This is a genomic window from Martinezella lusitana, from assembly GCF_014207095.1.
GTDB lineage: Bacteria > Pseudomonadota > Alphaproteobacteria > Rhizobiales > Rhizobiaceae > Rhizobium > Rhizobium lusitanum_B.
Window position 1 is genome coordinate 339,344 of the sequence record NZ_JACHBG010000003.1, and the last position, 21,338, is coordinate 360,681.

Consider the following 21,338-nt stretch of genomic DNA (forward strand, 5'->3'; position numbering starts at 1 on the left):
GCCTATGCTTGCACTCGATATTTCCGCGCTTGAAATGCAGTTTCCAGGCTTGGCCGAGCCGGTGCTGGCCATCGAAAGGTTTCACCTGCCGGCGGGTGGCCGGCTTGCGATCACCGGCGCTTCGGGCTCCGGCAAGAGTACCTTCGTCAATGCCATAACCGGCCTCGAGACCATCACGCGGGGGAATATTCGCTGGAACGACCATGAGATGGCGCGTCTTTCCTCCGGAAAGCGCGATGCGTTCCGCGCCCGCAACATCGGCCTCGTAATGCAGGATTTTCATCTGTTCCCAGGCCTTTCCGCTTTCGAGAATGTGGTGCTTCCGATTCGCCTCTCCCACCGTCTGACATCGGCCGAGCGCGACCGCGCCTCCTATCTGCTGGCTGCGACAGGCATTGTCCGTTCGTCGCAGAGGATTGAAACCATGTCGCGGGGAGAGATGCAGCGCGTTGCCGTTGCGCGCGCCCTTTTGCAGCGTCCGGGCGTCGTGATTGCGGACGAGCCGACGGCTAGTCTCGATCGCCAGGCGGGGGGCGAGGTTGCGGAGCTTCTGCTGAAGCTTGCCGCCGAAGAGGGAGCGACACTCATCGTCGTTACGCATGACGACGCGCTTGCAGAGCGTCTGGGACGCCGGATCAAACTGACAAGTGGTCGCATCGAGGAAGACAGCCGAGAGGTTGCCGCGCAATGATGACTTTCATTCTCGCCGATCTGCGCCGCTTCTGGAGCGGGGCACTTGCCGTCGTGGTGCTGATCGCCTTGTCGATTGCGCTGAGCGTTACCGTGACACTCCAGGAACGCGCCGTCCGTCTTGGAAGTGCGCGGGCCGCCGAGAAGTTCGACCTGCTTATCGGAGCGGCCGGAAGCGAGATCCAGCTGGCGCTCTCTGCCGTGTTTCTGCAGCCTGCGCCGTTGCCGCTGATGGAGGGCGCCGTTCTCGCGCGCCTCGCCGGTGATCCGCGTGTCGAACTGGCGGCGCCCGTTGGCTTCGGCGATTCCGCCTATGGCTTCCCGATCGTCGGCACCACGACGAAGCTGATTTCAGCGCTGTCACCGTCTCTGACGCAGGGCGTGCTTTTCGCGCGTCTCGGCGAGGCGGTCGTCGGTTCGGATGTTAGCTTGCCGGTCGGGGCTGCAATCAAGCCAATGCATGGCACGGCCGAAACCGGCGGCGAAACCCATACGGCGATTGCCTACAAGGTTACCGGCCGCATGGGGCCGACGGGCACAGCCTGGGATCGGGCGATCCTCGTGCCGATCCGCGCCGTCTGGCAATTGCACGGCATGCATGCGCAGGAGCATCATGACCACGAGCATGACGAGGCTGAGCAGCATGGAGCTGTATCGCAGGAGCAAGGTCACGGTCACGACCATGCCCACGGCCATGTGGATGCCGATGCGCCGCTTGACGAGCATTTCGATGCGCGGGCGCCCGGTGTGCCGGCCGTTCTCGTCAAACCGAAAACGATTGCCGACGCTTACCGGCTTCGGCAGGAATATCGAACGGGAGCCACGCTCGGTGTCTTTCCTGGCGAAGTACTGACAAGGCTCTATGCGACATTGGGCGATGCCCGTAGCCTGTTGCTGGCAATCGCGCTTGGTACGCAGGGGATCGTGATCGCCGCCATCGTGCTGGTCACGGTCATGCATGTCGGTGCACGGCGGCGACAGATCGGCGCATTGCGCGCGCTCGGCGCGCCTGTCCGTTCGATCGTGGGAATCGTTTGGGGCGAACTGTTCATTCTGTTTACGGCAGGTATCGCATTGGGAATCGCGCTTGGCTACGTCGCAGCACTGGCTATCTCGGCGCGGCTGGCTGCCTCGACTGCTGTCCGCTTGCCGGTCTGCTTCGCGCTTGACGATGTGTGGCTCATCGGCGGCTTTCTGGCGGTTGCCGCCCTCATCTCCATTGTGCCTGCTTTCAGCGCCTTGCGCGCCAGCCCCGCCGCTGCGTTGCGCGCATGACGACCAAGCGCGTCGCGTGCCGCGGCTTCATGAAGAGTAGCGAAAATAAACTGGATTGCAAAACTCTTCTTTATTGACTAAAGCCATCTCGCGCATCTGATAGAGGATCCCGTGATGGCGAACAGCGCCCGTAAAATCGCAACAATTTTCGGTCTGCTCGCCGTAATGGCAGCCAGTTCCGCTGTAGCAGAGGATGAAAAAACCGTTTCGGTGACGGACGATCGCGGTGTCAAGGTCGAGGTGCCTGCACAGCCGAAGCGGATCGCCGCAATCTCCTATTTTGCCGATGATGTTGCGCTCGCCCTTGGCATCAAGCCGGTCGCCAGCACCTATATGACGGCGGGCCGGCAGCCGGATTTCCTCCTCGGCCTGACTTCGCAGATGGCGCAGATCGGCCAGCGTGCCAAACCCAATCTGGAACTGCTGTCGCAGGCCAAACCGGATCTCATCGTCGCGATCCGCCGCTATACGGTCGGCAACGCGCCACAGCTGGAAAAGATCGCGTCTTATGTTGCCTACAACATGGAGCTCCTGACCGAGAGCGATAAGGAAATCGCCGAATTCTCGAAGATCCTCGGCAAGCCAGAGCGTGGGTTGCAGCTCAACGCCGATTTCCACAAGCACCTCGATGAGATCTCGGCCAAGGCGCCGAAGAATGTGCATCCACGCTTTGCGATCATGTGGGGCGGCGAGACGCCCTTCGCCTTCCATACGGAGAACACCGCTGCCTCGATCGTTGCCGCCATCGGCGGCGACAACATTGCCGGGCCAAAGACGCCAAGCGGCCCCTTCGGCATCGATTTGAGCCTCGAAACCATGCTGGAAAAGGACCCCGAAGTCCTGTTCATCTACGACTCCGGTCCGGATCGCCCGCATGAGAACAACCCGATCTGGCATGAGCTGACCGCCGTCAAGAACAAGCGGGTTTTCTATGTCGGGGATCAGTGGGTCGAGACCAATGGTCCGATCGCACGCGAAATCGTGCTGCGCGAGGCCGCGCATTATCTCTATCCGGATGCTTTCCCGGCCGTCGATGTAAGGGCGGAAGCCGCCAAGATCATTCCTGCCGAAATTCAGAAGTAAAATGCTTCGGGCCGTGGCGGCGATGGATACCCGCAAATCACTGGTGGTGATCGCACTCCTCGCTGCCGCGACCCTGCTCATCGTCTTCATCGGCCTGCTGCCCGGCGCGAAAGTCCTGACGGGTTCGGATGCCATTCGCGTTCTTCTAAACCCGGATGGCAAGGTCGATTCCATTCTTGTCTGGACACTGCGGCTGCCGCGAAGTCTTGCCGCAGCCGTTGCCGGCGCCGGGCTTGCGGTCTCGGGCTATCTCCTGCAGACCTTGACCCGAAATCCCCTTGCCGATCCCGGAATTACCGGCGTCACGGCCGGCGCGATTACCCCGATCGTCTGCTGTTTCGTTTTCCTCCCCTGGCTGTCCTCCGCCCTCTATCCCTTCGTCGGCCTTGCGGGCGGCTTGGCGGCAGCGGCCGTCACCTTCTGGGTCTCCAAGGGCGGGCAGGGGCGGCCATTGCATTTGGCGCTCGGCGGCGTCAGCCTCTCGCTGTTCCTCGGTGCAATCACGATCTACGTGCTGCTTCTGACCGGGCCGCAATCGTCATCGCTTCTGTTTTGGCTCTCCGGCGGTTTTCAGGGACGCTCCTGGTCGCATCTTAGCTATATGCTTCCCTGGGTTGTCATCGGCGTTGGGGGCGCCTTGGCGCTGCATCGTGTGATCGGCATGTTCGCACTCAGCGATCACGCCGCCGCCAGCATGGGTGTGCAGCTCACTCTCTGGAAACCGGTGCTGCTCGTGCTCGGCATCTGTCCCGTCGCCGGCGTTGCACCGGTTGCCGGGCCGGTCGCCTTCGTCGGGCTTTCGGCGCCGCATATCGCGCGTATGCTGAAGCCGCGCGGTGCGGCATGGGAAATCGTGCTTTGCGCCGCCATCGGAGCGCTGATCGTGACGGTCGCCGACCTCATCGCCCGCACGGTCGCCATCCCGAAGGAACTGCCCGTCGGCATCATTACCGCGCTGATCGGCGGCCCTGTTTTCATCTACCTCATCCAGCGCGGCCGCCTGCAAGTCAGGGGGCATGGTCTATGACTGTTGACGCTCACCTCCCCCATATGCCGCGAAGAGGCATACTGCCGGTCGTCATCATCATCGCGCTTCTGTCCCTGATTGCCGCGACCTTCCTCGGTGTCGTCGATCTGCCGGCGGCCGATGTGCTTGCTGTCTTGAGCGGCAGGGGCTCGCCCGAGGCACAATCGATCATTCTCGATATCCGGCTGCCACGCATCGTCACCGGTATCCTTGCCGGCGTTCAGTTCGGCGTCGCCGGTCTGCTCTTGCAGACAATTACGCGAAATCCGCTCGCTGATCCCTCGTTGATGGGGGTGTCTCAAGGTGCGACGTTGACCGTCACGTTGTTCCTGCTGTTTACGGTCTATATCTTCAATCCTGGCGAGAACACGGTGGCGGAGCTGCCGATCGCGTGGCTTCCGGTTGCGGGGCTTGCTGGCGGAATGATCGCCGGCGGCATCATCTATCTGCTCGCCTTCCGGCTTGAACTCAGCCCCCTGCGGATCACGCTCTGCGGCATTGCCATCGGCGCGGTCCTGCATGCGCTTGCCGTCGGCCTTATCGCCGGCTGGGGATCGGCCCGCATCGAGATCATTCTCGAATGGCTTTCGGGCAGTCTTTACGCACGCACTTGGGATCATGCGCTGTTTCTACTGCCATTCACCATTGCAGGCCTGCTTGTTCTGCCGGTGATCTATCGGCCCGTAGTCATGCTGCAATTCGATGCGCAGGTCGCCCGTTCGTTCGGCCTTGCCTATCGCCGGCAGTTCTCCGCTGTCTTGTTGGTTTCCTGCGCCCTTGCGGCAAGCGCGGTCGGTGCCGTCGGGCCGATCGTCTTCGTCGGGCTTGTCGTTCCACATCTCGCCCGGTTCCTTGCCGGCCGGCATTTTCCGTTGGTTCTGCCTTTGACGGTCGTCCTCGGTGCCATCTTCGTCACTCTGGGCGACCTGATCGGCCGTCTCGTTGGGCGGGCGGAGGAAGTGCCGATCGGCGTGGTTACCGCGATTGTCGGTGTGCCCGTGCTGCTTGTCCTCTTAAGAAAAATTCCCTGAGGTCGCCGATGCCGCTGTCTTGTTCGCAACTCTCAGTCTTCTATGGTCGTCGCAAAGCTCTCGACGGCTTCAGGCTCTCGATGAAAACAGGAGAGATCCGGGCGTTGATCGGCCCGAACGGTTCGGGCAAGAGCACGGCCTTGCAGGCACTTGCCGGCCTGATTGTCCCGTCAGAGGGACAGGTGGCGATCGAGGAAGTCTTAATCGCATCCATGTCGCGGCGCGCGATCGCCAAGAAGCTTGCCTTCCTGCCGCAGCAGCCGTCGGCACCCGATGAGATGACGATTGCGCAGCTGGTGCGGCAGGGCCGCTTCGCCCATGTCGGACTGTTCAGCCGCTATGATCGGCGGGACGAAGAGGCGATTGATTGGGCGCTGGAAAGCACCGGGCTCTCAAGCCTTGCCGACCGAATTCTGCGGGAACTTTCCGGTGGCGAGCGGCAGCGAGCCTGGATCTCAGCAGCACTTGCACAGGAAGCTGGCATATTGCTGCTCGACGAGCCGACCTCGTTCCTCGATATCGGCTACCAGGTCGAGGTTCTGGATCTCGTCCATAGCTTGAGCCGGGAGAGGGGTGTCACCATCATCATGGCGATCCACGACATCAATCAGGCGATTGCCGTCAGCGATCGCATCTCACTGCTGGAAAAAGGCGAGCTGCGTTTCGATGGCGAGCCGAGAGCACTCGCCGAAAGCGGACTGATCGAAAGGACTTTCCGGGTGAAGGGGCGGTTTGTCCAGGTGAGCCCGGACGCGCCGCCGCATTTCGATGTCGAGCTGACGCGGCTCAGCCAGCCAGAGGCTTGATGAGCCGGAAGACAATTTTCGTCTGCGTGTAATAGTCGAGCGCATCCGCGAAGTCGGGGGTCCAGCCATCTTCAACGAAGGGTATGAAGCCGTCATACTCAAGCTTGCGGCCGGAGACCGCGAAACCTGCCTTGGCAAAGGCGCGTCCGTAATCGGAAATCGAGCGATCCTGGACGACGGTGTTCGTGCGCTTGGCGACGAGATCGCGCCACTTCGGCCAAAGCGGATTATCCGTGTGGCAGCCGGTGACGGCGTAATAGACACCGCCGGGCTTCAACGCCTTCCAGATATCCGCGGCATGCGCATCGATATTCTCGACGAGATAGATGACCTCGTGGCTGATGGCCAGATCGAACTCTTCCGCCCAGCCCTCGAGCGTTCCACCCACCGCATGCTGGACCGGCAGGTTGCCCTTGAAGGCTTCGGCCTTGGCGATTGATTGCTCGGCGATATCGATGCCTAGAGCCTTGTGAAAGGGTCTGATGGCATAGAGATGACGCAGAAGGCCTCCCTGATTGCAGCCGAAGTCGACCACGCTCTTGGCGGAGAGATCGCGCTCGACGATCAGGTCGATCAGATGTCTCCAGATCGGCGCATGACCATCCGACATTCTGTCCTCCGCGTCCGGATCCACATACCAGGTGGCAATCGTCTTCTGGCCTTCTTGGCTCATCAGCTTTCTCTCCAGGCTAAGCAAACGCGCCCTGTCTTTAAAGCGGACTCCGAACCGTGACTAGGTTTTGAAACCCAAAAGCCGTGCCGATAGAGGATTTTATCTGAGGCGGTTGCGCTAGGAGTAAAAGCCTGCGGTCAATGCAGACGCTCTCCTTCCAATCGATCCACAGATGCGCCTTCGCGGGGTCGATCCTGAACTGGATCGGCTGACCGGCGGACACCGGTGGGCGATCCCTGACGGCAGCCACGATCGATTGATCGCCGGCCTGCAATTGCAGATGCGTCTCCGAATCCGTCGGTTCTATAATGATGACGTTGGCCCGCACGCCGGCGGCTTCGTCGCCGATCCGCTTGCGCAAGGCCTGACGCCTGGGCGCCGCCGCAAGATTTTGTGCTGACGCCGAAATTCGTCCCCGGCAATTCCTGTCGGCGGATTTAGCTCCTCGCTCTCGTCTCTTGCAGCCGCGGCAAGCCGGCTGTGAGAGATGGTCACGCCCGCTGAGCGAGCCGGCGTCTGCTTCGGCTTTCGAGAAGGATCGCGATGATTGTGTAGAGCGCGGCCAGGATCCAGAGGGTGAGGAAGGGCAGCCGCACATCGTAGAGCGGCGCGCCGAGCTGTGCGGTTGCGACAATGCCATTGATGGCAGACGTGCTGGGCAGAACGGTCGCGATGGCGTGCAGGAAGGGTGGTATTGCTTCGGTCGGCCAGGAGAAGCCAGCAAGGAAGAGGAAGGGTATGCCGAGTGCGGCCGAGACGAGCTGCACCGTCAGCGGGCTGCGAAAGAGGCTGGCTATCACCAGCCCCAGAGCACTGACGGCCAGTACGAACGGCAGAGCGAATATGAATATCGACAGCGGCGTGCCGAGGCGGGGGATGTTGTAGAGATAGGGAACGACGATCAGATAGAACGGCGCGATGACGACTTCCATAATCAGATAGGCGAGCAGCTTTCCCATGACGACAGCCACCGGCCCGATCGAGGCTGCAGGCCCGGTCCCGATCGCATCGTTCTTGTAGGTGCCGAGCAGGCCGACACCGATGAGCAGCGTCTGCTGCATGATCAGGATGAAGGCGGCGGGCAGGATATAGGTCGCATAGCCACCCTGCGGATTGAACAGCGGCACCGCCGTGAAAGGCATCGGATCCGCGGCGGCCGCCGCCATGCGGGGATCGACATCGGCGGCGACGAGCCGGGCCGTCTCGACCGTCGCGCCCATGGTCTTTGCGACCGCGGAAACGCCGCCGGAGATGCGTTGATAGATCAGGAAGTAGCTGGCGTCGGCATAGAGCGCGATTGGCGACTGCCGGCCGTGCAGCAGGTCGCGCTCGAAATATTTGGGAATGACGAGAAGGCCGGAGAGGTTGCGGGCATAGACCTCGCGCTCGGCGCTTGGTCGGTCGGGAAAGACGCCGCCGACTGCGACATCGGGCGATGCATCGATCCGGCGTGCAAGATCCCGGCTGCTATCCGTGCCATCGAGATCGACGATGGCGACCGGCACGTGGCGCAGGGCCTCGGTGCGATAAGGTTGCGGGTAGAGCACGGCATAGATGATCGCCGCGACAAAAAGCACGGAAAAGGCTGGCTTCAGGGTCAGCACGCGCTTCAGTTCGATGCGGCAGATCGTCAATATATCCTTCATCCGGCCGCTCTCCCAGACGTGTTCGGTTCAGGTGCGGTCGGCTGCTCGCGTTCGCGTAGCCGCCGCGCCCGCATCGCCTCCAGCCGCAAGGCCGTCAGGCCTGCCAACAGCACAACCATGAACAGCAACACGGCAACCGGCTTTAGGGACAGATAGACGGGTGTGCCGCGCAGTGTCTGATCGATGCGCGCCGTCATGTACCAGGTGCCGGGGATAATCTCACCCCAGGAATAGGCAAAGGCATTCATGCCGATCCTCGGAAAGCCGATCCCCATGAAGCCGAAGGCGGGCGCCATCAACAGCGTGCCGATGCTGATGGCGCTGGCCATCGGCTTCAGCAGCAGTGCCAGCAGCGTGCCGATAAGCTGGTTGGCCAGCACGAACAGGATGCCGCACGCCAGCAGCAGGTAGCGGTCGCCGCGAAGCGGCATGCCCAAGAGGCTGAAGAGAACCCAGTCGGCAATGCCGAGCACCACCAGGAACAGCAGCGTATAGGGGAGGATCTTTCCCGCAATCGCCGGCCACAATCCGCCGCCGAGGCGTCTCAAGATGCGCAGTCGATGGCCGGTTTCGACGTCGAGGCCGACTGCATAGGCCATGGTGGTGACGATGATGACCTGCAGCACGCTCGGCAAAAGGGCGGCGAGCAGGAAATGCGCATAGTTGAGCGTCGGGTTGAACAGGGGATTGACCTGCACCGGGATCGGCGCCAGCTGCTCTTCGGCCTCGTCGAGAGGCTGGCCCTGCGAGGTGCGCAACGACAGCCGGACGCCGGCGGCGACGGTCTGGACGGCAGCGCTGACGCCGCGCAGCGTCAGATTGCCCGTCGTCATCGTCTGGGTATTGTAGAAGAAGACGACCTCGGGGCGGCGCCCTGAAAAGACGTCACGCTCAAGGTTGCGCGGCAGCATCAAAAGCCCGTGGACGCTGCCGGACAGGATCAGCTGCCGCCCTTCGGCGAGATCGCTGACATTGCGGGCGACGGCTGCATCCGGCGTGGCGTCGACCGTCCGGATGATCGTCCTTGACAGATCGGTGTTGTCGAGGTCGAGGACGGCGATCGGCAGCTTCGTGGCAAGGCCGGCGCTGAAGACGGCGGCAAGCACGGCCATGAGCAGGAGCGGCAGCACGGTCGTCAGGAACAGCAGGAACGGGCGCCGCCGGAAATGGTCGAATTCCCGTCTGAAGACTGTCAGGAAACCGGGGCGTAACCGCCCTTTCGCCATCATCTCAGTGCCCTGCCGGCGGCCAGGATGCAATGACGCTCATGCCGGGACGCAGACCTTGAACCGGCTTTACCGGGGTAGCGCGGACCTCGAAGGTGCGCAGATCGAAATCGCCCGTCGCCCGTGTCGCCCGCCAGGTGGCATACTGCCCCTGGGCATTGATCATGGTCACCTTCACCGGGATCTTGTCTTCGCCGAGTGCGGGCACGGTGACGTCGAAACCGTCACCGACCTTCAGGCCTTTCAGCAGATCTTCGCGAAGATTGAAAGTGAACCACGGGTTCTGCAGGTCGATCAGCGAGAAGATCGGGGCGCCTGCGGAAAAGTTCTCGCCGAGCTCTGCGACGCGCGTCGTCACCTGGCCGGAAATCGGCGCGACGATGGTCAGCTCATGGACGTTGGTCTGCTGCTGGCCAAGCGAGGCCTTCGCCTGCTCCACCTGCGCGGCGGCGAGGGCCTTTTCCTCCTTGCTCGCGCCGGCGACGGCCAGCTGGAGATTGGCTTCAGCCGACTCGCGCTTGCGGATGGCGGCCTCGAGGTTGCGGGCCGTTTCGTCGACGCGCGCCTGGGTCGACGCCCCTGTCGTGATCAACCTGCCCTGACGGCCAGCATCCTCCTGATAGAGTGTCACATCCGCATCCGCAGCGGCCAGCTCTGCCTTACGGGCTGCGATCGTCTCCGGCCGGGTGCTGTTGACCCTGACGAGATCGGCCTCAGCGACCGACAGTGCCGCCTCGGACATGTGAAGGGCGGCGGTCAGCTGCGGGCTCTCCAGCTCGGCGATGACGGCGCCGCGCTCGACATTGTCGCCGACATCGGCATTGAGTTTGGTAACCCGCCCCGAAACCCGCGGGCTGATATCAACACGATTGGCTGAAACTTCACCCTGTACAATAAGTGGCGGAGGCTTCGTGGCAAACCATAACAGGACACCGAGTACTCCAACGATCACGATGCCAATCACAACACGAAGCGTTCGCAACATACAGTCGCCTCCTGAGTTCCCCTTGGAGGCTTGCGCCTCCCAACAGCTGACGGCAGGCGCATGGCTCATGAACTGGCCGGGGTTGCGGCGATAGCGAGACAAGATGCGTATCCGCGCCAGTCCGCGTCATCGTCGCTGCGTCGGCCGACCGTCCCTGTGCCGGCGATTGCCATGTTTCCATGCGGACTGTAGCAGAGGAAAATAACAAAAGCACTTACCGCCAAGCAACTTAACGCCTCTCCGCCCTTGAATTGCCAGCCACCCGTTCCCGTCGAGCGCGGATCGTGTCGTTCGACCTCTTAATTGAGCGGGGGTGCTTGACCATCCTGCGTAAAACTCCAGATAGGCTTGGTCGCCGCCGCTTTCAAAAAGGTCAATCATCCACCTCAACCAACTCTTCGTCTGTTTTCCATAAGCTTGTTTGTTCTTTCTAGGCGCCGTGTCTGGGAAATCCGTGGCCTTGGGTGCTACAGGTCGCACGCGCTGATTGCCGGGATACCGGAGGTGCTCCTTTTGAAAATTCTGTCATCGCGATGATCATCATTTCCTGTAGCAATCCAAAAGGCTCAGCCGTTTCTTGGGCAGGCGAGAGGCGTGATAAACCATCTCGTAGAGATTTTTTGGTATTTCATTCTGACTTCGACTATGGCGTGGCCGGGCCGTTCGCTTTGGCCCCGCGCGAGGATTGGGAACGTTGATGGAAATTCAAACGCACTTGCCTTCCCTGGTGCGTGTTCTGGGGCAGGTAGCGATCATCGTCTACGCCTATTCTTTGGTTACCCGGACTATTGAGCGCGGCATTCTGAAATCTGTCGCTGTCGGACTGCTCTTCGGTCTCGGCGGTATTCTATCGATGAGCGATCCCATTCGATTCATGCCCGGTGTTATTCAGGATGGGCGTTCGATCCTGCTCGTTCTCACGCCTATTTATGGCGGTATCGTCGGCACTGTCGTTGCCGCCTTCATGATGGCCATCTTTCGCTATTTGGTCGGTGGTCTGGGAGCCGTAAGCGGGGTTGCCGGCATTTTGATCGTCGCGACCGCAGGATATGTTCTGACGCTTCTGCCGCGACAGTTGACCGGCACCGGATGGAGGCGCTCGGCTCTGTTCGGCCTTGCGACGACGACGTCTCTCGTCGTTCTCGTTTTCCTGCCATGGTCCGTCGCGCGCGAACTTTTGATCTCGGCGGCGCTGCCGGTGACGATCGTCAACATTCTCGGCGTCATGTTGCTGTCGGACTTGCTTGAGAAAGAAAGCTACCGCATCGGTATTCAGCGCGCGCTCGAAAACGAAGCCACGCTCGATCCGCTGACGCAACTTCCGAACCGCCGTGTCCTGCAGCGGGAAGGCGATCGCTGCAGCAAGGAAGCCGGGATGCGGCGGGTTCCTTTTTCGATCATCATGCTCGACATCGATCATTTCAAGAAGATCAACGACAATTGGGGCCACACTTTCGGCGATACCGTCCTGGCCCGGGTGGCGGACGTGATCCGGCGGACGGTGCGCAAGACCGACATAGCCGCCCGCTATGGCGGCGAGGAAATTGTCGTGCTGCTGCCGAATACGGATATGCGCGCCGCCGGCATCGTTGCCGAGAAGATCCGCAACGATATCGAGGCAACGGTTCTGATGTTCGGGCAGGAGACTGTCCATGTCACCGCCAGCATCGGCATTGCCTGCTCCTTTGAGCCATCGACGGATTTCAAATATGTTCTCGAAGCAGCCGACAAAGCGCTTTACCGCGCAAAGGCCGGTGGAAGAAACCGCGTTGAACTCGCGGAAACCGCATAGGGCTGTATCTGAGCGTCCTTCCGCCAACTTCGCCGTGTCGCGTTCCCGGCTTTGTTTCTACCGCTGTCTTCTTGACGGAACTGGTCGTCCGGCTTAACTGGACACGACGGTTCCCCAAGGAAGACTCCGCGGGGATTAATAGGGAACACGGTGAGGACGACCCAAAAGGGACCTAGACCGTGGCTGCCCCCGCAACTGTAAGCGGATTGCCGATCATCCGGACGTGAACAGGGTTCTGTTCATCTTCGAAGGCTTGAGGGCCGTGCCACTGCGACCACAATCGCGGGAAGGCAGATGATCGTCAGATATTCGCAAGCCAGGAGACCTGCCGTCGATCACGATCCAATCACCCGGGCGGGGATGCCCGGAAAGGACAGAGAATGATTGACCTGAACCCTCGACATTACCAGGCGTTTTTCGGCCTTGATTGGAATCTCCCCAACGGGCGGTCCGTCTGAGCGCAATCGCGCCGCCGCCGCCAATTTCCCATTCCGATCGAGACCTTTCATGCGCCATTTTTTGACGACCTTTATTTTTGCACTTGGATTGACCGGCTTTGCCGCCTCCGGCTTGGCGGCTACCCAATATCCGCTCACGCTCGCCAATTGCGGCCAGCAAGTTACCTTTCAGAAAGCCCCCGCCAAGCTCGTATCCATCGGTCAGGGCATGACCGAGATCCTGCTGTCGCTTGGCCTTGCTGACAAGATCGCCGGAACCGCCGTATGGGTCGGTCCTGTGTTGCCGCAATATGCGGAGGCCAACGGCAAGATCCCGCGTCTTGCGGATAATGACCCTAGTTTCGAATCCGTCGTCGGCAAGGAGCCGGACCTTGTCGCTGCCGAATTCGAATGGCATGTCGGCGCACAGGGCTCTGTCGGCAAGCGCGATCAATTCTCCAAGCTTGGCATCAATACTTATGTTGCGCCAACCGATTGCGCCGCCAAGGTCAACACCGATGGCGGCGACGGTGTCCGCAAGGAGCTGTTCACGATGGATCTCGTCTATCAGGAGATCAACGAACTCGCGCAGATCTTCGACGTCAAGGATCGCGGCGACGCGTTGATTGCCGATCTGAAGAAGCGCGAGGCGGATGCTGCCGCATCGATTGCCGGCGCCAAGGCCAAGGACCTTCCGATCGTGTTCTGGTTCTCCAGCAAGGAAGTCAGCGGCGATGCCTATATCGCCGGCAAGAACAGCGCACCCGCCTACATCCTCAAAACGCTCGGCGCGAAGAATGTCGTGACGACGGAAGAGGAATGGCCACTGGTCGGGTGGGAAACCATCACACAGGCCAATCCTGCCGTGATCGTCATCGCGACGATGGACCGTCGCCGCTATGCCGCCGACGATCCGAAAGTCAAGCTCGCCTTCCTTGAGAAGGACCCGGTCACAAGCCAGCTCGACGCCGTCAAGAACAAGCATTTCGTCATGATGGATGCGCAATCGATGAACCCGACCATCCGGACCATCGACGGCATTGAGATACTGGCCAAGGGCATCAAGTCCTTCGGTCTGGCGCGTTAAACATGCGTCTGATCGCGGAGCGGCGAGACAGGTGGGCGCTATCGGCGCTCACCATGGCTGCATTCTTCCTTTTGGCCTTCATGATCAGCCTTGCGGTCTCGATCGGCGAGATTTCCATTCCGCTGTCGACGACGGCCAAGGTCGTATCGAACCGGTTGTTCGGGACGGCATTCGAGCTGAGCCTGATACATCAGGGCATCGTTTGGGACTATCGGCTCAGCCGTGCGCTCGTTGCGGCAAGCGCCGGGGCGTCGCTGGCGCTGAGCGGTGTGATCCTGCAGGCCCTGCTGCGCAATCCGCTTGCGGAACCCTATGTGCTTGGCATTTCCGCAGGCGCCTCCACCGGCGCGGTCTGCATCATGATCCTCGGGCTCGGCTACGGCGTTTTGGGGCTTTCAGGCGGCGCCTTCATTGGCGCTGTTGCCGCGTTCCTGTTTGTCGGCTTGCTCGCAGCCGGTGTCGGCGGAACAAGTGAGCGTATCATCCTGTGCGGAGTTGCAGGCTCGCAGCTCTTCAATGCACTCACATCCTACATCGTCACGACGTCCGCGAACGCGGAGCAGGCGAGGGGTGTCATGTTCTGGCTTCTCGGCTCGATGAGCGGCGTGCGCTGGTCGGATGTCTATCTCTCCGGGCCGATCGCCATTATCGGCTTCATAGTCTGCATGGCGCATGTCCGCGTGCTCGATGCCTTCGTTTTTGGGACCGATGCTGCGGCATCGCTCGGTATTGCGGTGCGTCGTGCTCAGATCGTTCTTCTGGGGACGACGGCTTTCATGACTGCTGCAGTCGTCAGCGTCGTCGGCTCGATCGGCTTCGTTGGGCTCGTCATTCCGCATGCAGCCCGTTTCATGGTCGGTCCTAATCATGACCGGCTGTTGCCGGCGTCGGCGCTTGGCGGCGCGATCTTCATGGTCGCCGCCGATATCATCTCCCGGATCATCATTCCCCAGCAGATCCTGCCGATCGGCGTGGTGACCGCACTGTTCGGGGCTCCGGCCTTCGCAATCATTCTCTATCGCGCCCGGAGGACGGCATGAGCATCGCGGTCGACAACGTCACCTTTGCTGCCGGCAATACGCTCATCGTCAACGGCATCAGCCTCTCGGTGGAAAAGGGCAAGGTGCTCGGTCTGCTGGGGCCGAATGGTTCCGGCAAGTCGAGCCTGTTGCGGCTGATCTGCCGGCTGCGAAAGGTGAGGAGTGGCGTTGTCAGGCTTGGCGGCAGCGACATTGCGTTGATCTCGCGCGGTGATATTGCCCGCCGCATCGCATTGGTGGAACAGCAGGCAACGACTGATACACAGGTGACCGTCATTGATGTTGTTCGCCTTGGGCGCACTCCGCATCGCGGTCCGCTCTCGTCCTGGAGTGTCCGCGATGATGCGGCGGTTCTGGATGCGCTCACCCGTGTCGGCATGCAGGATCGGGCGGGGCAGCTATGGCAGACTTTATCCGGCGGCGAGCGGCAGCGTGTCCACATCGCGAGAGCACTGGCGCAGACACCGAGCGAATTGCTGCTCGACGAACCGACGAACCATCTCGATATCCAGCATCAGCTGGACATTCTCGGCCTGATTTCCAAGCTCGATGTCACATCGGTCGTCGCCCTGCACGATCTCAATTTGGCGGCGATGTTCTGCGACAGTCTGGCGGTTCTGCAGAAGGGTGAGGTGGTCGCGGCCGGTTCACCGGAAGAGGTGCTGACGCAAGAGCTGATCGAACGGGTTTTCGGCGTGCGCGCGCATGTTCAGAAATCGTCGGTCCATGGCCGCTGCAACATTCAATATATGGCAGGCTGACCTCATGGATGGCGCAAATTTCGATCTCAAGGAAGAAATCCGCGATTATTGGTCGAAGCGATCGAAGACCTTCGACCTCGCCTTCGGCCACAAGATCGCTCCCGGCGCGGAGGCCGACGCCTGGCAGAAGCCCATCCGTGCGGCCCTCGGCTTGCAGCCAAAGCAGGTCCTGGAGCTTGCCTGCGGCACCGGCGAGGTAACACAGCTTATCCACGATCTCGGCCATGACGTGACCGCATTGGATTTTTCCGAGGCGATGCTTGCTGTTGCGCGCAGGAAACACGCGGGCAAGGCGCGCCTTCGCTTTCTGCTGGCCGATGCAGAGCATACGATGGAGCCGGATGAGGCCTATGATGCAATCGTCTGTCGCCACCTTGTCTGGACGCTGACGCGGCCGGAAGAGACGTTCAGAGAATGGTTCCGATTGTTGAAGCCGGGAGGGCATCTGGTCATTTTCGATGGCGATTGGGCGCAGCCGAAACCGGGCGGCCGGATCGCCATGATGTTGATTGCGCTGATCGATCGCATCTGCGGCGCCGACAGGAATTACGACGGCGCACTCAGCAGCCGCCATGCACGTATCATGGAGGCACTGCCCTTTGGCGACGGCCTGCATGCAGACGTGCTTGCGCCGATTTTGGAAACTGTTGGCTTTGCCGAGATTGAATTGCAGTCGCATTCACCCATCGCGAAGGCACAGCGGAAGAACGCAAATCTGAGAAACAAGCTGCGGACCTTCGTCTACGGCAGGTTTATCCTTGTTTGCACGCGCCCGACGACCTAGTCAGATAAACATATAAAGATTTGTTTATGTCTCTTGACTTTGAGGCGCCATTGTTGAGTATTGGCGTGTCATGGTTCTCTGGGGTGGCTTGCCCGCTTCAGAGCTAAGAGGGAATCCGGTGCGCCGAGAGTTCGGCAATACCGGGGCTGCCCCCGCAACTGTAAACGGCGAGCTACTGTCCACCGATGTCACTAAGGCGATGAGCCTTGGGAAGACGGACAAGGGCGACGACCCGTGAGCCAGGAGACCTGCCAGGACAAAATAACGTCCACGGGCGGGGTGTCCCGGTGGTTGCTGCGGAGGTCTCGAAGGGACTGTACCCGCACGCGTCCGCTTAACCCATGCCCCCACCAACCAAATGGGGTATGACAGTGTCACAGAACAGCATTCCAGTCGCATCACTTGGCTTTCCAAGGATTGGTCTTCATCGTGAACTCAAGTTCGCGCTCGAAGGCTTCTGGTCTGGAAAGATTCCCGAATCCGAGCTGCTTGAGACCGCCAGGAAGCTCCGGGCGAGCAATTGGTTGCTCCAGCGCGATCGCGGCATCAGCCGCATCCCTTCCAACGATTTCTCTTTCTACGACCACGTGCTCGACACGGCGGTCATGGTCGGAGCGATCCCGTCCATCTACGGCTGGAGGGGCGGCGATGTTCCCCTGTCGACCTATTTCGCGATGGCGCGCGGCAGTGAGGGCGACGGCCCAGCCGATTGCGGCCACACCCATGACGGCCAAGGCATGCCGGCGCTCGAAATGACCAAGTGGTTCGATACCAACTATCACTTCATGGTGCCCGAGGTTTCGGAGGAGCAGGACTTCGCGCTGACGTCGCAGAAGCCCGTCGATCATTTTCTCGAGGCAAAGGCGCTCGGTATTCACACGCGCCCCGTCATTCTCGGTCCCGTTACCTTCCTGAAGCTCGCTAAGGCTCGCCACGGAACATTCAAGCCGCTTGGCTTGCTGTCAAAACTGCTGCCGGTCTATGAAGAGTTGCTTCGCCGCCTTGTAGCTGCCGGCGCCGATTGGGTCCAGCTCGACGAGCCGATCGCCGTCCTCGACCTGACCGAAGGCGAGCGCCATGCCTTCTCGGTTGCCTACAAGGCGCTTACGAAGGCCGTGCCGGATCTGAAGATCATGCTGACCACCTATTTCGGCGCTCTTGCGGATAATCTCACCGCGCTCGCCGATCTGCCGGTGGCCGGACTTCATGTCGATCTGACCCGCGCACCCGGCCAGCTCGATGATGTCGCAAAGGCCGTTCGCAAGGATCAGGTGTTGTCGCTCGGCATCATCGACGGACGTAACATATGGCGCGCTGATCTTGCCGCGATTGTCGACAAGCTTGCGCCGATTGTTGCCGTGCGCGGCGCGGACGGTATCGAAATTGCGTCGTCCTCGTCCCTGCTACATGTTCCGATCGATCTGGAGCTGGAGACGGGTCTTGATGCGGATCTGAAGAGTTGGCTAGCCTTCGCCACGCAGAAGCTTTCCGAACTTTCCGTGCTTGGCAAGGCGCTTGGAGGTGACAAGGCTGTGGTGGCTTCGGAAATCGAAGCCGTATCGAAGGCGATCGCAGCCCGGGCCTCCTCGTCGAAGGTGACGAATGCGTCGGTGCAGAGCCGAATTACAACGATCGGCAACGATCAAAAGAAGCGCGCCAGCGCGTTTGCCGATCGCCAGAAGATCCAGTCGGAAGCAATCAAGCTCCCGCTGTTCCCAACGACAACAATTGGCTCCTTCCCGCAGACTTCCGAGGTCCGCAAGGCTCGCTCGGCGCATTCGAAGGGCGCGCTGACGGACGCGCAGTATGAAGCCTTCCTGAGACAAGAAACCGAAGCCGCCATTCGCTGGCAGGAAGAAATCGGCCTCGACGTGCTTGTTCACGGCGAGTTCGAGCGTAACGACATGGTGCAGTTTTTCGGCGAGCAGCTGTGCGGCTTCGCCTTCACCCAGCATGCCTGGGTGCAGAGCTACGGTTCGCGTTATGTCCGTCCGCCGATCATCTTCGGCGACGTGTCGCGCCCGAAGCCGATGACCGTGCGCTGGTGGGAATATTCGCAGTCGCTCACCGACAAGCCGGTCAAGGGCATGCTGACGGGACCGGTGACGATTCTCAACTGGTCGTTCGTCCGCGACGATATCCCGCGCAGCGAGGCATGCCGGCAGATTGCGCTCGCCATTCGCGATGAGGTGAACGATCTCGAGGCGGCAGGTGCAAAGATGATTCAGATCGACGAAGCCGCCCTTCGTGAGGGGTTGCCGCTCAAGCACAAGGATTGGAAGCACTATCTCGATTGGGCCGTGGAAAGCTTCCGCATTTGCTCAAGCGGCGTTGGCGACAGGACGCAGGTGCACACCCATATGTGCTACTCGGAGTTCAATCAGATCATCGATGCCATTGCCGCGATGGATGCCGACGTCATCTCGATCGAGACATCCAGATCGAAGATGGAGCTGCTGGATGCTTTCCGGCACTTCAAGTACCCGAACGAGATCGGCCCCGGTGTCTACGATATTCATTCGCCGCGTGTTCCCGAGGTCAAGGAGATGATGGACCTTCTGTCGCTGGCACGTCAGCGGTTGCAAGATCGGCAGATCTGGGTCAACCCGGATTGCGGATTGAAAACCCGCAAGTGGGAAGAGGTGAAGCCGGCGCTCGTCAACATGGTCGAAGCTGCTCGCAGCTTGCGACGGGAGCACGTCAAGGCCTAAGCCGTGTCGCGATCTCCAAGACCCGCTCTGCAGGGTGGGTCTTCGATCCCGCCTATGCGGCATGCCATCGCCAAGACGTTGAGAGCCGGCTTCCTGGAGCTGGCTCTCGGCGTACGGTTTCAAATGGCCTCTCAGGCGAGATTGATCTGCCAGGAGACGCCGTAGCGGTCGTTCAACCAGCAGAAGCGGCGGCTGAAGCCATAGTCGCCAGGCGGCATCAACTCCTGCCCACCGTCCGACAAGGCGGCGTGCAACTGGTCGATTTCCTGCTCCGTCTCGCATTCGACGAAGAGCGACATCGACGGCGTGAAATTGAAGGCATGCGGCGCAGCGCTATCGATCGCCATGTAGCGGCGTCCATTCAGGGTGAACCACACGGTCTTGACCGCGCCTTCCGGCTGGCCTTTGCCCGGACCGTAGAGGTCGAGCCGCTCGATGTGGGATTGGGGAAAGAGCGAAACATAGAAATCGATCGCCGCCCTCGCCTGACCGTGATTGTCACCCGAAAACATGAGGAAGGTAAGGATATCCTTCAAGGTCGGTCTCCATTAGCTGGTGTACGGTTTTCAGTCTTTCATGTGGTCCGGGGAGGCGAGCTCATGTTGACTCGACTAGTGACTTGAGGCGGCCGAGCGCCTGGTCCCAACCGGACGAAATCGCATCGAGGAACGCTCGCGCCTCGGCGATACGGCTGCCATCGAGTGCGTAAAGCACTTCCTTGCCCCGGCGTTGGTGCATCACCAGCGCGGCTGCTTCCAGCACCTGCAGATGCTTCACGATCGCCTGCCGGCTGATCGCCTGTCCTTCCGCCAGATTGGTGGCCGACAGCGCGCCGACGGCGAGAAGATGCATCACGAGGGCGAGCCGTGTGGTATCCCCCAATGCAGCAAAGACATCGGCCAGTTCGCGCTCACGCCCGTTCGACATGGCGCTTCAGGTTTTCGGCCTGTGCGGCCCAGCCTCCGTCGTTCATCAGGAAGGCGCGTTGGCGCCGATGGGCTGGTATGCCCTCGAAGCCGGATTCGGTGATCGTCAGCCGGGTTCCTTCAGTTACGGGCTCCAGCCGGAACTCAACCAGCGTCGGCGTTTCCTTTGCCGGATCGCAGTCGATATCGATACCGTAGGGGATCCAGCGGAAGCTGAAGGATCGGGGTACCTCCATTTGTTCGACGGTGCAGAAGACGATATTCCGCGGCATCTGCCGGATGCCGGTAGGTTCTAGGCCAAGCGAGGCCTGATATTGCCGCAGGGCCTGCTCGTCGAACTCTCCTTCGAAGGTGCCCGTTATGGCCCGTCCGGGAACAAAGGGCTCGTTCAGCTTGACGCCGAACCATTGCGAAAATTCTTCGATATCGGTGATGGCGCGCCAGACACGCTCGATCGGCGCACGCAGCACGACCTGTTTCTCGATGCGGTCAAACATGCTGACATGTCTCCTTTTGGGCAATTGTCGGAGACAGCATAACATTGAGAAGACACAACGTGCAACAATTCAGTTGCACGTTGTGTCTTCAAAAGCGTCTGCGGAAAGTCGCTGCCCTTCTGATGGGGGCGTGCCGCCAAGCATCGAGCTGATCACCTTCGCGGATACAAGGCGGCGCATGGCTTATGCAGCGAATTTCAGCACCAATTCGATCTCATCTTCAAAAACCTCGCCTGTCGGCACGAAGCCGAGACGCTTGTAGAAGCCTTCAGGGCTGTCTTCGCCGACGACATAACAGGTGAACAATTCGGCAAATCCGCGCGCTTTCATCTCGCGCACGACAAGTGCGATCGCCTTTTCGCCGAAGCCCATGCGCTGATAAGGTCCGGCGATCATCAGGCGCCAAAGGAAAGCGCCTGGACAATCGATGACATCGTAGTCCGAGCCGATATGCAGCATCACGAAGCCCACCGGCGTGTCATCCGCGTAGATTGCGCGGAACCAGGCATTTTCGGAGAAATGCGCTTCAGCGATGGAGACGCTGTTGTCCGCGACCTTGTCGCGCTGGACTGCAGTCAGCGTCAGGCTCAAGTCGCAGATATCGCCGACGGTTGCCATGGTAACGCGGCGCAGGGAGATTTCTGAGGCCGAAGTTGGCTGTTCGGTCATGATCGTTTTCCAATTTGCGATAGCTGATCCGGCAATAGCGCCGTAGTTCGTCTCGTTCGCTGGCGATCTGAGAGCCACTTCCGGGACCCGACAATCGCGCTAGCGAGCATCATTATTGAAATAAAACCGTAAGGCGAAATTGCGGCGCTATATTGGGCCGATCCAAAAGTTCAACCTCTCCGCAGTAGGTGG

General features: G+C 60.6%; 21 protein-coding genes and 2 riboswitches. Of the genes, 12 read left to right on the forward strand and 9 right to left on the reverse strand.

Annotated elements, in window-relative coordinates:
* Positions 1 to 4: 4 nt before the first annotated feature.
* From GGD46_RS09630 to GGD46_RS09655, 6 genes are all read left to right on the forward strand, one after another.
* Positions 5 to 691 (forward strand): ABC transporter ATP-binding protein, encoded by a 687-nt coding sequence (locus GGD46_RS09630; protein WP_184703526.1) that lies wholly within the window; start codon positions 5 to 7, stop codon positions 689 to 691.
* Entirely contained in the window at positions 688 to 1,965 is a 1,278-nt protein-coding gene (locus tag GGD46_RS09635) for an ABC transporter permease (protein WP_184703527.1), read from the forward strand. Before GGD46_RS09630 ends, GGD46_RS09635 begins: the two co-directional genes overlap by 4 nt.
* Positions 1,966 to 2,079: 114 nt before the next feature.
* Positions 2,080 to 3,048, forward strand: a complete 969-nt coding sequence (locus GGD46_RS09640; RefSeq protein ID WP_184703528.1) for an ABC transporter substrate-binding protein — start codon at positions 2,080 to 2,082, stop codon at positions 3,046 to 3,048.
* Positions 3,049 to 3,070: 22 nt separating this feature from the next.
* On the forward strand, positions 3,071 to 4,075 hold the full coding sequence (locus GGD46_RS09645; protein ID WP_184703673.1) for a FecCD family ABC transporter permease: 1,005 nt from the start codon (positions 3,071 to 3,073) through the stop codon (positions 4,073 to 4,075).
* 23 nt (positions 4,076 to 4,098) lie between these two features.
* The gene (locus tag GGD46_RS09650) at positions 4,099 to 5,106 is read left to right on the forward strand and encodes a FecCD family ABC transporter permease (RefSeq protein ID WP_246806268.1); all 1,008 of its coding nucleotides are present in this window, start codon (positions 4,099 to 4,101) and stop codon (positions 5,104 to 5,106) included.
* Between the two features lie 8 nt (positions 5,107 to 5,114).
* Entirely contained in the window at positions 5,115 to 5,912 is a 798-nt protein-coding gene (locus tag GGD46_RS09655) for an ABC transporter ATP-binding protein (RefSeq protein WP_184703530.1), read from the forward strand.
* Here GGD46_RS09655 and GGD46_RS09660 read toward each other — a convergent pair.
* The 5 genes from GGD46_RS09660 to GGD46_RS09680 all read right to left on the reverse strand — a co-directional run bounded on the left by GGD46_RS09660 (position 5,893) and on the right by GGD46_RS09680 (position 10,442).
* A complete protein-coding gene (locus tag GGD46_RS09660) occupies positions 5,893 to 6,585 on the reverse strand; it encodes a bifunctional 2-polyprenyl-6-hydroxyphenol methylase/3-demethylubiquinol 3-O-methyltransferase UbiG (protein WP_184703531.1) in 693 nt (230 codons plus the stop codon). The genes GGD46_RS09655 and GGD46_RS09660 overlap by 20 nt on opposite strands.
* A gap of 37 nt (positions 6,586 to 6,622) precedes the next feature.
* The gene (locus GGD46_RS09665; protein ID WP_210325508.1) at positions 6,623 to 6,946 is read right to left on the reverse strand and encodes a TOBE domain-containing protein; all 324 of its coding nucleotides are present in this window, start codon (positions 6,944 to 6,946) and stop codon (positions 6,623 to 6,625) included.
* A gap of 130 nt (positions 6,947 to 7,076) precedes the next feature.
* On the reverse strand, positions 7,077 to 8,231 hold the full coding sequence (locus GGD46_RS09670; RefSeq protein ID WP_184703532.1) for an ABC transporter permease: 1,155 nt from the start codon (positions 8,229 to 8,231) through the stop codon (positions 7,077 to 7,079).
* On the reverse strand, positions 8,228 to 9,460 hold the full coding sequence (locus GGD46_RS09675) for an ABC transporter permease (RefSeq protein ID WP_184703533.1): 1,233 nt from the start codon (positions 9,458 to 9,460) through the stop codon (positions 8,228 to 8,230). Before GGD46_RS09675 ends, GGD46_RS09670 begins: the two co-directional genes overlap by 4 nt.
* A gap of 1 nt (position 9,461) precedes the next feature.
* On the reverse strand, positions 9,462 to 10,442 hold the full coding sequence (locus GGD46_RS09680; protein WP_184703534.1) for an HlyD family secretion protein: 981 nt from the start codon (positions 10,440 to 10,442) through the stop codon (positions 9,462 to 9,464).
* Positions 10,443 to 11,139: 697 nt separating this feature from the next.
* On the opposite strand from GGD46_RS09680, the gene GGD46_RS09685 reads away from it, so the two are divergent.
* The 6 genes from GGD46_RS09685 to metE all read left to right on the forward strand — a co-directional run bounded on the left by GGD46_RS09685 (position 11,140) and on the right by metE (position 19,054).
* The gene (locus GGD46_RS09685) at positions 11,140 to 12,234 is read left to right on the forward strand and encodes a GGDEF domain-containing protein (RefSeq protein WP_184703535.1); all 1,095 of its coding nucleotides are present in this window, start codon (positions 11,140 to 11,142) and stop codon (positions 12,232 to 12,234) included.
* Positions 12,235 to 12,324: 90 nt separating this feature from the next.
* A riboswitch (cobalamin riboswitch) is annotated at positions 12,325 to 12,582 on the forward strand.
* Between the two features lie 159 nt (positions 12,583 to 12,741).
* Entirely contained in the window at positions 12,742 to 13,758 is a 1,017-nt protein-coding gene (locus GGD46_RS09690) for an ABC transporter substrate-binding protein (protein WP_184703536.1), read from the forward strand.
* A 2-nt stretch (positions 13,759 to 13,760) separates the two neighbouring features.
* On the forward strand, positions 13,761 to 14,798 hold the full coding sequence (locus GGD46_RS09695) for a FecCD family ABC transporter permease (RefSeq protein ID WP_184703537.1): 1,038 nt from the start codon (positions 13,761 to 13,763) through the stop codon (positions 14,796 to 14,798).
* The gene (locus GGD46_RS09700; RefSeq protein ID WP_184703538.1) at positions 14,795 to 15,559 is read left to right on the forward strand and encodes an ABC transporter ATP-binding protein; all 765 of its coding nucleotides are present in this window, start codon (positions 14,795 to 14,797) and stop codon (positions 15,557 to 15,559) included. Before GGD46_RS09695 ends, GGD46_RS09700 begins: the two co-directional genes overlap by 4 nt.
* Before the next feature lie 4 nt (positions 15,560 to 15,563).
* Positions 15,564 to 16,343: a class I SAM-dependent methyltransferase gene (locus GGD46_RS09705; RefSeq protein ID WP_184703675.1), complete on the forward strand. Its 780-nt coding sequence runs from the start codon at positions 15,564 to 15,566 to the stop codon at positions 16,341 to 16,343.
* A 54-nt stretch (positions 16,344 to 16,397) separates the two neighbouring features.
* A riboswitch (cobalamin riboswitch) is annotated at positions 16,398 to 16,614 on the forward strand.
* A gap of 94 nt (positions 16,615 to 16,708) precedes the next feature.
* On the forward strand, positions 16,709 to 19,054 hold the full coding sequence (gene metE / locus GGD46_RS09710) for a 5-methyltetrahydropteroyltriglutamate--homocysteine S-methyltransferase (RefSeq protein WP_184703539.1): 2,346 nt from the start codon (positions 16,709 to 16,711) through the stop codon (positions 19,052 to 19,054).
* 131 nt (positions 19,055 to 19,185) lie between these two features.
* Here metE and GGD46_RS09715 read toward each other — a convergent pair whose 3' ends face one another.
* The 4 genes from GGD46_RS09715 to GGD46_RS09730 form a co-directional block, all read right to left on the reverse strand.
* Entirely contained in the window at positions 19,186 to 19,590 is a 405-nt protein-coding gene (locus tag GGD46_RS09715; protein WP_184703540.1) for a VOC family protein, read from the reverse strand.
* 61 nt (positions 19,591 to 19,651) lie between these two features.
* Positions 19,652 to 19,981 (reverse strand): helix-turn-helix transcriptional regulator, encoded by a 330-nt coding sequence (locus tag GGD46_RS09720; RefSeq protein WP_184703541.1) that lies wholly within the window; start codon positions 19,979 to 19,981, stop codon positions 19,652 to 19,654.
* Positions 19,965 to 20,477, reverse strand: a complete 513-nt coding sequence (locus tag GGD46_RS09725) for an SRPBCC family protein (RefSeq protein ID WP_184703542.1) — start codon at positions 20,475 to 20,477, stop codon at positions 19,965 to 19,967. The genes GGD46_RS09720 and GGD46_RS09725 overlap by 17 nt, the downstream gene beginning before the upstream one ends.
* Positions 20,478 to 20,660: 183 nt before the next feature.
* Entirely contained in the window at positions 20,661 to 21,146 is a 486-nt protein-coding gene (locus GGD46_RS09730) for a GNAT family N-acetyltransferase (protein WP_184703543.1), read from the reverse strand.
* Between the last annotated feature and the right edge of the window lie 192 nt (positions 21,147 to 21,338).